A 14,429-nucleotide genomic window follows, 5' to 3' on the forward strand; every position below is an offset into this window, starting at 1 on the left:
TTGTTTTTTAACATTATATATAAATATTATGTTTTTTATTCAATCACTATTTTTTTGGTTACTTTTCTACCTCCGTCTTCAATTGTAACTAAATAAACACCAGATTGAGCATTTGATAACTGAATAGATTCATTTACCAATCCATTAGCCTGAATTTGTTTATCCAATATCAATCTACCTCTTATATCATTAACTCTTACAGTGATATTATCCGAAACGGCTGTTAACTGTAAATTAAACGAACCATTGTTCGGATTAGGATAAATTACAAAATCATTTGAATCAAAAGTTTTTGTAGCCAAAACTGCTGTCTGCGTACAAACTTCTATAGACCAAGAGTTAATTTGCCCTGTATCTGCATTATAAAAATCTGCTGTATATAAGGTCCATGTTCCATTAGGATCAAGCCCGTTGAATACAGATAACGGATTTGAAGGAGAAAAAGTTCCGGTCATATTTGCAACACATGTAAATGTAGGCGAACCATCACTTAAAGTGACATTAAAATTATCATTACCTCCACAAGCTCTATCCCAAACAATATCGTAAGTAGATCCATCCGGATGATCAATCTCAATCACTAAATCGTTTGGCCATGTATGAGTAACATCTAAACTAACATTCACATCTGAAATTGTCCCTGTAGCCGGTACACTTATTGTATTAGAAACAACAGCCCCCGGTGTATTTGCCGCAGTACCATCAGGAATTACCAACGGTGTACTGTTTGTATAAGTATTACAAGTTGTAGTTACCACATATCCTACCGCAAAATCTTCAGTATTAACATTGAAGAAAATATTATTACTCGCTTTAACCATCAACCTACAGAAAGGCGAAGCCGTTGCAGGCATTGTTACAGCTTCTGAACCATCATTTGGCGTATTTGCTAACAGTGTAGTCCAAGTTGCACCTCCATCTGATGTGATCAAAATATCAACGTTTGAACCTCCTGTTATGGTATTTGTATTATTAACGGTCCATGTTACGGTTTGAACTGAATTCACATCATAAGAAATTCCGGTCGCATTTTGAGAAGTAACTGTCAAAGGTCCTTTGCTCCCATCAACTGTCACAACCATATCATCAAAACCGGTTTGTCCCTGACCTGTCACATTATCTCTAACTGTCAATCTAAAGTTTAAGTTTCTGGAAACAGAACTCAAAGCCTCAATTAATATCTCTGAACCACTGGTAGTTGTTGATCCATTGAATACCGATGTTAAATTAGGCATATACCTTACTGAAGTTGATACCGGTTTATAGGACATCCAGTTAGGTCCTGAAGCTTTAGTTTCAGAAGCTGCTGAATTAGCTCCTGTTTGAGCAGGACTTGCATTATCGTATTGCTCCCAACAATAGGTCAAACTTCCTCCTCCTGCATCTGTAGCTGAACCATCCAAAATAAACGGTGTGCTTTTAGGTATCGTATAATTTGCTCCTGCATCTACAACCGGCGCTCCATGCGTGATAGGAGTAGAAGTAGGACAACTTTTTGTTGCCATATTAGCCTGCACTTGAGCTATACTTGCCGAATGGAAAAAGTCATCAGAATGCGACTGAATATCTTGAGACGTAATCCCGGCATACCCCATAATTGTTGATCCTGATCCAACTTCCATATTTACACCTGTTCCTTCATTACTGAAAGAAAATGTATGATTAGCTCCGAATTGATGTCCTAATTCGTGTGCCACATAATCTATATCAAAATTATCTCCTTCCGGAATACCATCAGCCGGCGATGTGATACCGCTTCCTTTCTGTCCGTTAACACAAACACATCCGATACATCCTGCATTTCCTCCTCCTCCTGAAGCACCGAACAAGTGTCCTACATCATAATTTGCTTCACCAATGACAGATGTTAATGTTGTTTGCAATTCCGAATTCCAGTTCCCCATGCTTGAAGCATCTGAATACGGGTCAGTGGCAGGGTTGTAATAAATTACACTACTGGTATTGGCAATCATAGTCATGTGGATTGCAAAATCTTTCTCAAAGACTCCGTTAACTCTGGTCATTGTTGCGTTAAATGCGGCCATAACCAAAGAAACATTAAGCGAGCTGGTTGCTCCAAAATAATTAGCATATTCAGCCGTACAAGATAATGCCAATCTGAAATCCAATAACTGACCTGTACTAGAACGACCAACCTCATTAAGTCTCTCACTTAAATCTGTAGCCAAAGACTGTTCAGGAGTAGAACAAGTAAACGGCAATTTACCTTTGTTTCTTGACGAATTATAAACTACATACACCTTACCATCAGTAGAATAAGGTTCTAAAAATTCATTTCTTTTGTCAGCTCGAAACACCATAGATTGAATTCCTCTAGGATCGATACTTAATCTAACCTGAGCATATTTATCTTCAATACCTTCTCCAACATACGATCTGATATCAGGAAACTGTGCCTGTAAATCAGAATCAAAATTTGACGCTTCATACATTCTGAAGTGCTCCAATTCCCCTTTAGAATTAGGCAAAGCAATAATAATATTAGATTTTCCTCCCCCGACTCTATCCGGAACATTTGATAAAGCAGTTTTTAAAACATTATAATCCAGCTGAATTAACTTAAAATCAGAAGGAAAGCTTTGTCGATTAGCAGAATTAACAACCTGAAAATCTCGGTTCTTTACAGCACTCCAAGCTTTTTCCGTTTGGGAGTATCCCAAAACACTAAAGGCAAAAACTCCGAGTGTTAATAGTAGTGTTTTTTTCATTTTTGTTATTTTAAAATAGTTGTTAACAAGCAAATATATAAATTAATTTTACTTTTACAAAAATTTAACATTTATTTTACTTTTTGTTTATTTTTTCAAAAAAAAGGGCTTTTCCTCATGAATGGAATTTTCAGTTGTATTATTTTTGTTAGAAAATTTCAGGATTTGAAAACAATAGAAGGAATAAATCATTACAAAGCTTCTGAAAAAAAAACCATCTTGACCCTTGGGACATTTGATGGCGTTCATATAGGGCATCGGTCAATAATTGAAAAAGTGGTCTCGGAAGGCCAGAAGAAAAACCTGGAAAGCATTGTGCTTACTTTTTTTCCGCACCCGCGAATGGTTTTACAACAAGATGATACTCTAAGACTTTTAAACACTATTGAAGAAAAAGGAGAACTACTTGAAAAATTAGGCTTAGACACATTAATTGTTCATCCTTTCAGCCAAGAATTTTCAAGGCTTACCGCTGAAGAATTCGTTAAAAACATTCTGGTTGAAAAGCTTAACATTGCTAAGATCATTATCGGTTATGATCACCGATTCGGCAGAAACAGAACAGCGACGATTGACGATCTGATCACATTCGGAAAAGAATATAATTTTGAAGTAGAACAGATTCCTGCGGAAGTAATTGACAACAATTCAGTAAGTTCGACCAAAATCAGGAAAGCATTAGAAAACGGAGAAATTGAACTGGCTAACTCTTACTTAGGTTATCCTTATTTTATAAACGGAACTGTAATAAAAGGACAACAATTAGGTCGTAAAATCAATTTTCCTACCGCAAATATTGAAATCAAGGAAAAATACAAGTTAATCCCCAACTTAGGAGTCTATGTTGTGCAGTGCAGCATTGAGAAAGAAACTTATAACGGAATGATGAGTATTGGTTTTAACCCGACGGTAAATGAAAACAAAAAGCTGAGTCTTGAAGTGAATCTCTTTGATTTTAACAAAGATATTTACAACAAGGAAATTCGTGTTTGTTTTCTAAAACGAATACGTGACGAAGAAAAATTTGATTCGATAGAATTATTACAAACCCAATTAGAAAAAGACAAAATTTACAGTTTAAATTACTTCTCAAAAGAAGAATAAATAACATGTTCAAAACAACTTTTTTTAAATCTGTTGATATTGCTCCGCTAATTGTATTCCGGATAATTTTCGGGTTCTTAGTTGCCATGGAAAGTTTCGGAGCTATTTTAACCGGATGGGTCAAAAAAGTTTTTATTGAACCGGAATTTACCTTTCCTTTTATCGGATTTGAATGGTTACAACCCTTACCTGAAAACGGTATGTATTTGTACTTTGCCATAATGGGCATCTTAGGCATTTTTATTATAACAGGATTTTACTACAGGATAAGCATCGCTTTTTACACTCTCTTATGGGCCGGAGTTTATTTCATGCAAAAAACATCTTACAACAATCATTATTACTTATTGCTATTGATAAGTTTTGTAATGATCTTTTTACCAGCCAATCAAGAAAAATCTTTGGACGTAAAGCTAAATCGTACCATTAGAAAGCAAACTATGCCAAACTGGATTCGGATGTTTTTTATAATTATGATCGGTATTGTTTACACCTATGCTGCTCTGGCTAAATTTTATCCTGATTGGCTCGACGGAACTTTTACTAAGAATCTATTGTTAACAGCGCCATTATTTAATTGTATCAGTAAGGATTCCTTTATTTACGATCTGTTCAACCAAAAATGGTTCTACCTTTTAATTGCCTACGCAGGGATTTTTTATGATCTGCTTATTGTTCCCTTACTTTTGTTTAAACGAACCAGAACTATTGCTTTAATCAGTTCTCTAATATTTCATTTATTCAATTCGATCACTTTGCAAATAGGCATTTTCCCTTATTTCGCCTTAAGCTTTGCTTTATTTTTTTATCCTCCGGAAAAGATCAGAAGACTGTTCTTAAGAGACAAAGAATATATTACATCACAAGAACATTATAACTATCAGAACCGAAACGTTTTCTATTTTCTATTCATCCCGTTTTTAACGATTCAACTACTTTTACCCTTACGCCATCACTTAATTGAAGGGGATGTATTATGGACAGAAGAAGGACATCGGTTAAGCTGGCGAATGATGCTCAGAAAAAGAAGCGGATATATCTCTTTCAGGATTGTGGATCGCAAAACCGATCAGTCTCACATTTACAACCATTACGATAAACTTTCTTCGAAACAACATACTCAAATAGCCACTAAACCTGATTTTATATGGCAATTCTGCCAAAAAATTAAATCAGAATACGCAGACAGAGACATCAGTATTTATGTCAATTGTAAAAATGCTATAAACGAAAAAAAACACCTTATTTTCATTGACCCTGAGTATGATATGGCTAAGGCTGAATGGAATTATTTCACCCATAATGAATGGATTTTGCTCCATGAACCCGATAAAGTTTTCTTAAAAGAATAAAAAAATCATAACACTTTAATAACTTTGTGGTTTAATTTTTTGTATGGATTATGGGACAGTTTCAATTAACTCCAATTGAACGTGTAAAGAATATTTCTAAAGAAGATTTTTACAATAACTACTTTAAAAAGCAAAAACCGGTAGTAATTGAAGGGCTCACCAAAGACTGGCCTGCCTTTGAAAAATGGAACTTAAACTATATCAAAGAGGTTGCCGGTGACAAAATTGTCCCTTTATATGACGACCGACCTGTTTCTCATGAAGATGGCTTTAACGAGGCTCATGCTAAAATGAAAATGAGTGATTACATCGATTTATTACAAAAAGAGCCTACTAACTACCGTATTTTTTTGTACAATCTGATGAAAGAAGTTCCCCAACTTCAAAATGATTTTAAATGGCCAAATATAGGACTACGATTGGTTAAACAGCTTCCGATGTTATTCTTTGGTGGCGAAAATGCTAAAGTTTTCATGCACTTTGACATTGATTATTCTAATATTTTACATTTTCATTTTCACGGCAAAAAACAGTGTATCTTATTTGACCCGAAACAAACACCGTACATGTACAAAGTTCCGCATTCCTTAATTTCAAGAGAAGATATTGACTTTGACAACCCTGATTTTGATAAATTTCCGGCACTTCAAAAAGCAAACGGTTTACTCTGTGAACTTAATCATGGAGATGTTTTATTCATGCCTGAAGGATTCTGGCATTATATGAAATATGTTACTCCTGGATTTTCTATGAGTTTAAGGGCATTTCCCAGCAAGCCAAGCAATCTTTTAAAAGCCGCCTACAATGTTTTTGTCATGCGTCATTACGACAATTTTATGCGTAGAAGAAAAGGACAAGACTGGATCGATTATAAAAACGATAGAGCTATAGCTGATACACACAAGAATATATAAAAAAAGCGACTTAAAGTCGCTTTTTTTATTTTGTATTCAATTCTGTAAAGTATTTATAGAATAACGGAATGGTTTCAATACCCTTAAGGTAATTGAACACTCCAAAATGTTCGTTTGGCGAATGAATAGCATCGCTATCCAAACCGAATCCCATCATAATTGTTTTGCTTTTGAGCTCTTTTTCAAACAAAGCTACAATCGGAATACTACCTCCTGAACGAACCGGAATCGGCACAATGCCAAAAGAATCTGCATAAGCCTTTGAAGCGGCCTGATATCCAATTGAATCTATTGGCGTAACATATCCTTGACCACCGTGATGTGGTGTAACCTTTACTTTAACTGCTTTAGGTGCTATACTTTCGAAATGTTTTGTAAATAATTCAGTGATCTCTTCCCAATCTTGATTGGGCACTAAACGCATCGAAATTTTAGCATACGCTTTACTCGGAATTACCGTTTTTGCTCCTTCACCGGTATAACCACCCCAAATACCATTAACATCTAAGGTCGGACGGATGGAATTACGTTCATTGGTCACATACCCTGTTTCTCCGTAAACATCTTCTATATCTAATGCTCGTTTATAACTTTCTAAAGAAAACGGCGCTTTAGCCATTTCTGCTCTTTCCTCTGCTGAAAGCTCTTCTACTTTATCATAAAAACCGGGAAGGGTAATATGGTTATTCTCGTCATGCAAAGAAGCGATCATTTTTGTCAAAACATTAATAGGATTGGCCACTGCTCCACCATACAATCCGGAATGCAGATCCCTGTTAGGGCCGGTCACTTCCACTTCCACATAACTTAATCCTCTTAACCCGGTAGTTATTGAAGGTTGTGTATTAGAAATCATTCCTGTATCGGAAATCAAAATAACGTCATTGGCTAATTTCTCCTGATTCTGTTCTACAAACCATCCCAGACTTTTTGAACCTACTTCTTCTTCTCCTTCGATCATAAACTTAACATTACAAGGCAGGCAATCATTCTTCATCATATACTCAAAAGCCTTGACATGCATATACATTTGCCCTTTATCATCACAAGCTCCTCTTGCAAAAATGGCTCCTTCCGGATGGATAGTCGTTGCTTTTATAACAGGTTCGAAAGGAGGTGAAGTCCATAATTCTACCGGATCGGGCGGCTGAACATCATAATGCCCGTAAACCAGTACTGTCGGTAAATTTTTGTCTATTATCTTTTCACCGTAAACGATCGGATAGCCCGGAGTTTCACATAATTCTACTGTATCACAACCTGCCTCTTCTAATCTTCTTTTCACTTCTTCAGCTGTAGTGATCACATCATGTGCATAAGCACTATCTGCACTAACTGAAGGTATTTTTAATAAATCAACTAATTCATTTAAAAAACGTTCTTTGTTTTCCTGAACGTACTGCTTTATATTTTCCATTCTTTTATTTTGAATATTTTCAAAAATACAAAATTGTTTTAATAGTAAATTCTTAAAAATTGTTATAAAAACAAAGCCTATTATTTATAAAACTCAAAAACAACTTTTTAGTACATAAAAAAAGCGACAGAAATCTGTCGCTTTTTAATGGTTTTATTATCTTGATTAGAAGATCACTTTTCTAATTATTCTTTCATTATTTTCTAATACAACCTCAACAATCAATGCCTGATTTGATTTTGCAATACCTTCCACCTGAAGTGTTGAAGTACTCACTTGTTTATTGAACAACAACTGACCTAGTACATTGTGGATCGTTACTTGTTTTATTGTATTATTTGCAGAATTAATAATCAAGTTTTCAGCAGATGCTATTGTAACTTCATTTTCATTACCCGTAAAAACGTCTGTAGTCAGTGCTACTGTAGTATAGCGAAGGACAAAACGATCGTTATCCTCTCCGGCAACAGTATAGAAGCTATATGGTGCTTGTCTTAAATCATGAATAACATTTAGTTCTTTATCTTCAAGATAGATATCCTGACTGCCTGTAAAAAGGCCATCAACAGCAGCAATTGAAATATTATATGTTCCGTTTGAAGGTGCAAAATAACCCATTTGTACTTTATCTTTATTATCAAATGGTAAAACTCTACCCTGGATAGTCATTTTATCTTCATCAATGATAGAATAAATCTTCATGCTGGTTTTAACCGCTGTTACAGCATCAAACATTCTGTCTTTTCCTTCCGTTGCCCCGGCAACATACCCTACTAATGTTCTGTCTGAAACAGCATTTGCATTTGAAATATCCAACCAAATTCTATGCTTTTCAATACCTATATTTGCTATTTTACCATTAGACTGACGATAAAACTGACTGTTATCATAACTAGTACTTCTTAAAGCATTATTGAAAGTTACTGTTTCAGATGTTGTAGAACCATCCAACATATTCACCAAGAACGATTGCCCTCCTGCAATATACCCGTTAAATCCTGCCGGACCACTTACTGTACCTGTCCCGTTAAAAGTAATATAATCGTTCGGAGTATAGTTGGCTACAAACGTTCCGTAAAAAGGGTTATTAATAGCTGTTGAAGGCGATGTTGAATGTGTCCAAACACGAACAGCTCCTTCGATATTTGTGTTTGCCAATAAGAAATCTTCTGCGCTGATCGCTGACGGATACGGATTACCGACTAAGTTCCAGTTATCGTCAAAACGAGTAATTGTCGTTCCGTTAGTTCCCGCATAATCAGCCCCTTCATACGTTCCTCTTTGAATTGTTGGTGTAACAATACCATTTCGAGCAACACCTGTAAAAGTTCTACTGAATACGTCTCTCATAATATAACCTACTCCGGCTGCCATTGAAGATCCTCCGGCTGCAACCCAATTTCCTTCTCCTCCGTTTGTGTTGGCAACTGTAGTAGCCCAAGTATACACATAACCTGATGGTGCATTAGCGCCATCAACAGGTGAAGACCAGTAAACGTAGTCAAATGTATTGCCCGTTGTTGTTCTTTCATAAGTAATGTCTCCGGTATTTACTCCTGCATCATTTATCTGTACCAAAGAACCGTCATTATGTACTGTTAAAGTACCATCAACTACCAGATTGTTTTCAATCAAAACATAATCAGCTGCCTGAATATCCAAAGCAAAACCTGTATTTATGACTAAACTACAACATTCAAAACTTCCGTTTACAGCTGTATCATAGTTTCCGTTAATAGTCGCTGCTTTCGTTAAATCGGGCACGCCGTTTGACCAAGTTGTTCCATCCCATACAGTAGCGCCTTCTTTTATGATTGCCGCATCAGTAGCAGTAAAACATGTAACTGCATCTTCTCTGATTTGACAATAATATTGATAGCCATTTAAACCACTTGTTGATGAAATATTTAAAGTCGTTGAAGTCGCTCCGTTATAAACACCGCCATTACTAACTGCTGACCAACCTGTGTTCCCTGGCACATTTACATACCACTGATATGTTAAACCAAAACCTCCGGCTACTCCTTCGGTTCCTGAAACAGTTAGCGTTGCCGAAGTAGATGAGCAGCTAGAATTAACATCTACCGGATTAAGAGTTACCGAAGGGCTATTCCCGTTAGCATCCGGAAGAACCAATCCTGCGCTAGGATAACATTCGCCAGCCACTAAAGGTGTAGTACTCCAATCTGCAGCAACAAAAGAAGTTCTTGCACTTAATGCTCCTGTATTTCTAACCATGTAATATCCAGGCGCTGTAGCGTATGTATGCACATCATCAATTACAACACTTCCGTCCGCATTTCTTAATTGAATTCCGTCGTCCTCATTAAAGCCGTTATTGATAGTACCATTTGTTGATGCTGGCCCGCAACTACCCACAGAGACTTTTAATATTCCTAAAGCCCCCGGTGCAATTGTACCTGTTAAAACAGCATAATCTATCTCATTTCCGTCATTATAGTTACTGGTTCTCCAAATACTATAATTGGTCATATCAACTGTCGCTGCGGTACCATTATACAAAGTTATAAACCCGCCAGAGCCTGTTTGTTCATCATGAATATCATATATTATCAAATCTGTAATCGTGCTTCCTTCACAAGAAGTTCTATCATTTGTAATTAATGTAAATGCAGCACTTGTATCGCAAGGCTGACTGTCTGTAATTATGATATCTCCGGTAGTAGCTCCACTAGGCACTATTGCTACTATTTCCGTTGCAGAATTAGAAACTATACTGGCACTTACTCCTCCAAAAGACACAGAAGAACCTGTTAAATCTCCTGACGAAGCTGTAATTGTAACTTCAGTACCTACAGGTCCGGAAGTAGGCGTTACTGATACGACCGCCGGAGTACAAGGTGTTCCACAAAACACATTAACATTACTCAAATACCACGGTGAAGTAGTAGAAGATGCTTTTGTAAATCTTATATAAACTGTAGAAAAAGAAGTATATGCAGATAAATCAACTGTACAAGCAGTTATACTTCCTGAAGTAGTATTAGAATGGTCGTATGTAAAGACAGTAGTAAATGGTCCTGTCTGAGAAGTTGTTGAAACTTCAATTATTAAATCTTTTGCACTTGTATTTGTTGTTCTTCTCAAATCAAATGTTAAACTTGCGGGATTTGAAAGCGCTAAAGTTGTTAAATCACCCGCAAAGCTTCCAAAAACGGCTTCTCCTGAAGAATATGTAACACTATTAGCATCCCAACCTGAAGGCGTAGCCGAAAAACTTGATTCAGATAAACAAGGGCTATCCGTAATTGTAATTACCAAAGTTTCAGTATCCGTTCCATAAGCATTAGTTGCACTAATAGTTACATTATAAGTTCCCGGTGTTGCAACCGAACCTGTAATTTCTCCTGTAGTTGTATTAATCGACAAACCGGCAGGCAAACCGGTTGCATTATAACTGGTGGGTGTATTTGTAGCAACAATATCATACGCAAAAGCAGTACTTATAACCCCTGTTGCCGTTAAAGCACTCGTAATAACCGGTGGTGAAGTCAACAACCACTGAGCATACAAAGTTGTATTAGCAGTAATAGTAAAAGTTGTACTGGCTGCATAAGCAATTCCACTACCATCATTCGCCGTATTCCAACCATTAAATGTATATCCCGTATTTGTTAAACCGCCTGTATTCCCCAGAACAGTAACAGTATCTCCTGAATTATATGCATTAGCATCTGTAGGCACGGAACCTCCTGTATTTCCATTTCCGTCATAGGTTACTGTATAGGTCGAAACCCCGGAGATATAAGTTACCTCAAAAAAATCTACATAAATCCTATTACTACTACTACCATCTTTTTGATAAAATTCAACTTCACTAGTAGCTGTCAAACCGGACATTGTATAAGTAGTTCCAGCAGCTAGATTAGTAGCTCCCCCTCCATCAACGGTGTAAGCCGCAGGTCCTGTAGTTCCAGAAGCATGAACCACTACATCTGTTATAGTAACTCCATTTGAAGCATAAACTATTATAGAGCCTCCTTTTGTTGCGTTTTGATATAACCTTAACTGACCACTAAAAATAGCAGGATTAGAAGTTCCACTATTTTTAAAAGAGCCAAAGCCTATATTTGCGTCTAAAGCAATACCTGGTGCCGCTTGATTTAATCCAGTAACAGCTCCTGCTGCTGAAAAGTCATAAGAAACTGTCGTTTGCCCAAAAGAAAGAGCTGAAAAAAATAATGTTAAGAGTAGTAATTTTAATTTCATTTTTTTACTAATTTGGGTTAATAAAAATTAGTTTCGCCTTTAGAAAAGCGGGCAAATTTATGCAAAAATATTTGAGAATCAGTCTTTTTGTTAAAAAAAGGCTTTAATAAATTGTTAAGAAATTGAGTTCAAAACCTGAAAAAACACTTTCTGTTGCTGAAATCACAGCTAAAATGGAATATTATTGTTCCTACCAAGATCGTTGTTATAAAGAAATTTATGAGAAGTTAAAATCGTTTCATTTAATACCGGAAGCTAAAGAAAAAATTTTACTCCATTTAATGGAAAACAACTTTGTCAATGAAGAACGTTTTGCCAAGAGTTTTGTTCGCGGTAAACATCGTTATAAATACTGGGGAAGAGTACGCATTACGAATGAATTAAAGTTTAGGGATATTTCATCCCGACTAATTCGGGAAGCACTGGCTGAAATTTCTGAAGAAGAATATTTTGATAATTTTCACCAATTGGCCGAAAAACACTGGATTAGTTTAAAAGAACCGAAAGGTTCTAAAAAAAACAAGAAGTTTGCCGACTTTTTATATCGGAAAGGCTATGAATCCCATTTAATTTTTGACAAACTAAATGAGTTGAATACTCACTAAAATAAATTGAAAAATGAAAATTTAGATTTTCTTTTTTTCTTATTTTTCTGTGGTTTCTTTTGCTCCTCTTTGTTTTGCAGCGGAGCAACACCTACGTTTAAAACTTCTTTTAAATGTTGATTGATTTCCATGTTTAATTTTTTTTGCAAAATTACTCACTACTTATTAAGATTGTCTTTATTCAAAATAAAGTAATCGTTAAATCTAAAATACAGATAAAACTTATTGCCTTATCTTTGCACAAAAATTAAGAACATGCTGGAAGATAAAAACCAACATAAAACCAATATAGAGTCTTTAGGTGAATTCGGACTAATTGATTATTTGACTAAAAATATTGAAATATCTCAAGAATCAACTTTGAAAGGTATCGGAGATGATGCTGCTGTTTTAGATTTTAAAGATAAAAAAGCGGTTATTTCTACGGATCTGTTAGTAGAAGGTGTTCATTTTGATTTGGCGTATATGCCTTTAAAGCATTTAGGATATAAGGCTGTAGCAGCTAATGTATCTGACATTTGTGCTATGAACGCAACACCTACACAAATCACAGTTTCATTAGCTCTTTCTAACCGATTTCCTTTAGAAGCTGTTGAAGAACTTTACGAAGGAATAAAATTAGCCGCTAAGATCTATAATGTTGATATTATCGGAGGAGATACAACTTCTTCACAAAAAGGGTTAATTATTAGCATTACAGCTATAGGCGAAGCCAATTTAAACGATATTGTATATCGTAGCGGAGCCCAACCCAATGATCTACTAGTGGTTACCGGAGACATAGGAGCCGCTTATATGGGGTTACAGGTTTTAGAACGGGAAAAGCAAGTTTTTTTGGTAAACCCTAACAACCAACCGGATTTAGAGGCTTACACTTACTTAATAGAGCGACAGCTTAAACCGGAAGCACGAAAAGACATCAAGGAGATTTTAGAAAAACTCGAAATAAAACCTACCGCTATGATCGATATTTCAGACGGATTATCGTCCGAAATATTGCATTTGTGTAAACAAAGCGGCGTAGGATGCAACTTATATGAGGATAAAATTCCGGGTGATCCGCAATTGATCAATGTTTGTGAAGAATTTAATCTGGATATCACAACTATTGCTTTAAACGGCGGTGAAGATTATGAATTACTGTTTACCATTTCAACGGAAGATTATGACAAAATAAAAGGGAATCCGAACTTCACTGTTATCGGACATATGACGGAAGAAAAAGAAGGTACCCACCTTATTACTCGTGCCAACACTAAAATTGCTTTAAAAGCCAGAGGTTGGAATGCAATAAAAGAAGAATAATTTATTCTAAAGAATTATCATTTATATAGGCTAAGAATTGCGGTTTATATTGTTCTGAAACCGTAATTCTTTGTTTATTTATCACTATCTGACCCCTTTCTACCACTTCAACATTGGACAACGACACAATAAATGATCTGTGTACCCGCATAAATCTGTCAGAAGGCAATACTTCTTCCAAACTTTTCAGACTCATAAGTGTTAAAATCGGTTTTGGATTGTCTTTAAGCCAAATTTTGACATAATCCTTCAGTCCTTCAATATAAAGTATTTCATCGAATGAAATTTTCAGTTGCTTGTATTCTGATTTCACGTAGAAAAAAGAATTCTCTTTTATATTTTCTTTTCTCTTTTTCCAAAGTGCAAACCATTGTTTTGCTTTATTAGCTGCTAAGAGAAATTCAGCATAATTGAACGGTTTCAGTAAATAATCCAAAGCCTCCGCTTTAAAGCCTTCGATAGCATATTGATTAAAAGCAGTGGTAAAAATTATACGTGTTGATTTCGGAACTACTTTAGCGAATTCCAAACCGGTCAGATCAGGCATTTGAATATCTAGAAAAACAACATCTACCTTTTCTTTTTCAATATAAGCTAAGGCTTCTACAGCGCTATTACACTTCCCTGCCAATTGCAGGAATGGTGTTTTCAGAACATAACGTTCCACTAAATCCAGCGCCATAGGTTCATCATCTACAATTAAACAACTTAGTTTACCTTCTTCCATCCCAAATTTCTTTAATTCAACAACTGTTCTCTTTAACATTTTGACA

The 14,429-nt window shown here is 35.8% G+C and carries 10 protein-coding genes; 5 read left to right on the plus strand and 5 right to left on the minus strand.

Going from position 1 to position 14,429, the window contains the following annotated elements; all coding sequences use genetic code 11:
* Nucleotides 1-35: 35 nt before the first annotated feature.
* Entirely contained in the window at nucleotides 36-2,729 is a 2,694-nt protein-coding gene (locus NHF50_RS05880; protein WP_252775355.1) for a reprolysin-like metallopeptidase, read from the minus strand.
* Nucleotides 2,730-2,894: 165 nt separating this feature from the next.
* Between NHF50_RS05880 and NHF50_RS05885 the strand changes: the two genes are divergently transcribed.
* The 3 genes from NHF50_RS05885 to NHF50_RS05895 are packed head-to-tail and all read left to right on the plus strand — an operon-like array spanning nucleotide 2,895 to nucleotide 6,099.
* Nucleotides 2,895-3,833 carry a bifunctional riboflavin kinase/FAD synthetase gene (locus NHF50_RS05885; protein ID WP_252775356.1) on the plus strand — a complete coding sequence of 313 codons (939 nt, stop codon included), beginning with the start codon at nucleotides 2,895-2,897 and terminating at the stop codon, nucleotides 3,831-3,833.
* Nucleotides 3,834-3,838: 5 nt separating this feature from the next.
* A complete protein-coding gene (locus NHF50_RS05890) occupies nucleotides 3,839-5,185 on the plus strand; it encodes an HTTM domain-containing protein (RefSeq protein ID WP_252775357.1) in 1,347 nt (448 codons plus the stop codon).
* 50 nt (nucleotides 5,186-5,235) lie between these two features.
* Nucleotides 5,236-6,099 carry a cupin-like domain-containing protein gene (locus NHF50_RS05895; protein WP_252775358.1) on the plus strand — a complete coding sequence of 288 codons (864 nt, stop codon included), beginning with the start codon at nucleotides 5,236-5,238 and terminating at the stop codon, nucleotides 6,097-6,099.
* 25 nt (nucleotides 6,100-6,124) lie between these two features.
* Here the strand turns inward: NHF50_RS05895 and NHF50_RS05900 are convergent, their stop codons facing one another.
* On the minus strand, nucleotides 6,125-7,516 hold the full coding sequence (locus NHF50_RS05900; protein WP_252775359.1) for a dipeptidase: 1,392 nt from the start codon (nucleotides 7,514-7,516) through the stop codon (nucleotides 6,125-6,127).
* A 165-nt stretch (nucleotides 7,517-7,681) separates the two neighbouring features.
* A complete protein-coding gene (locus NHF50_RS05905) occupies nucleotides 7,682-11,746 on the minus strand; it encodes an InlB B-repeat-containing protein (protein ID WP_252775360.1) in 4,065 nt (1,354 codons plus the stop codon).
* A 122-nt stretch (nucleotides 11,747-11,868) separates the two neighbouring features.
* On the opposite strand from NHF50_RS05905, the gene NHF50_RS05910 reads away from it, so the two are divergent.
* Complete coding sequence (locus NHF50_RS05910) at nucleotides 11,869-12,351, plus strand: regulatory protein RecX (RefSeq protein ID WP_308219307.1); 483 nt, start codon at nucleotides 11,869-11,871, stop codon at nucleotides 12,349-12,351.
* Here the strand turns inward: NHF50_RS05910 and NHF50_RS15750 are convergent.
* Complete coding sequence (locus tag NHF50_RS15750) at nucleotides 12,348-12,482, minus strand: hypothetical protein (protein WP_256475998.1); 135 nt, start codon at nucleotides 12,480-12,482, stop codon at nucleotides 12,348-12,350. The genes NHF50_RS05910 and NHF50_RS15750 overlap by 4 nt on opposite strands.
* Before the next feature lie 124 nt (nucleotides 12,483-12,606).
* On the opposite strand from NHF50_RS15750, the gene thiL reads away from it, so the two are divergent.
* Nucleotides 12,607-13,656, plus strand: coding sequence for a thiamine-phosphate kinase (thiL, locus tag NHF50_RS05915; protein WP_109568816.1), 1,050 nt, complete (start codon nucleotides 12,607-12,609; stop codon nucleotides 13,654-13,656).
* Nucleotide 13,657: 1 nt separating this feature from the next.
* Here the strand turns inward: thiL and NHF50_RS05920 are convergent, their stop codons facing one another.
* Nucleotides 13,658-14,422, minus strand: coding sequence for a LytTR family DNA-binding domain-containing protein (locus NHF50_RS05920; protein ID WP_252775361.1), 765 nt, complete (start codon nucleotides 14,420-14,422; stop codon nucleotides 13,658-13,660).
* Between the last annotated feature and the right edge of the window lie 7 nt (nucleotides 14,423-14,429).

It is taken from the genome of Flavobacterium sp. NRK F10 (assembly GCF_024054235.1).
In the GTDB taxonomy this organism is placed as follows: Bacteria; Bacteroidota; Bacteroidia; order Flavobacteriales; family Flavobacteriaceae; genus Flavobacterium; species Flavobacterium sediminis.

Excerpts from the sequence above, each read along its gene's own strand:
- NHF50_RS05880 (WP_252775355.1), bottom strand. The coding sequence starts at position 2,729 with ATGAAAAAAACACTACTATTAACACTCGGAGTTTTTGCCTTTAGTGTT.
- NHF50_RS05890 (WP_252775357.1), top strand. The coding sequence starts at position 3,839 with ATGTTCAAAACAACTTTTTTTAAATCTGTTGATATTGCTCCGCTAATT.
- NHF50_RS05895 (WP_252775358.1), top strand. The coding sequence starts at position 5,236 with ATGGGACAGTTTCAATTAACTCCAATTGAACGTGTAAAGAATATTTCT.
- NHF50_RS05900 (WP_252775359.1), bottom strand. The coding sequence starts at position 7,516 with ATGGAAAATATAAAGCAGTACGTTCAGGAAAACAAAGAACGTTTTTTA.
- NHF50_RS05905 (WP_252775360.1), bottom strand. The coding sequence starts at position 11,746 with ATGAAATTAAAATTACTACTCTTAACATTATTTTTTTCAGCTCTTTCT.
- NHF50_RS15750 (WP_256475998.1), bottom strand. The coding sequence starts at position 12,482 with ATGGAAATCAATCAACATTTAAAAGAAGTTTTAAACGTAGGTGTTGCT.
- thiL (WP_109568816.1), top strand. The coding sequence starts at position 12,607 with ATGCTGGAAGATAAAAACCAACATAAAACCAATATAGAGTCTTTAGGT.
- NHF50_RS05920 (WP_252775361.1), bottom strand. The coding sequence starts at position 14,422 with ATGTTAAAGAGAACAGTTGTTGAATTAAAGAAATTTGGGATGGAAGAA.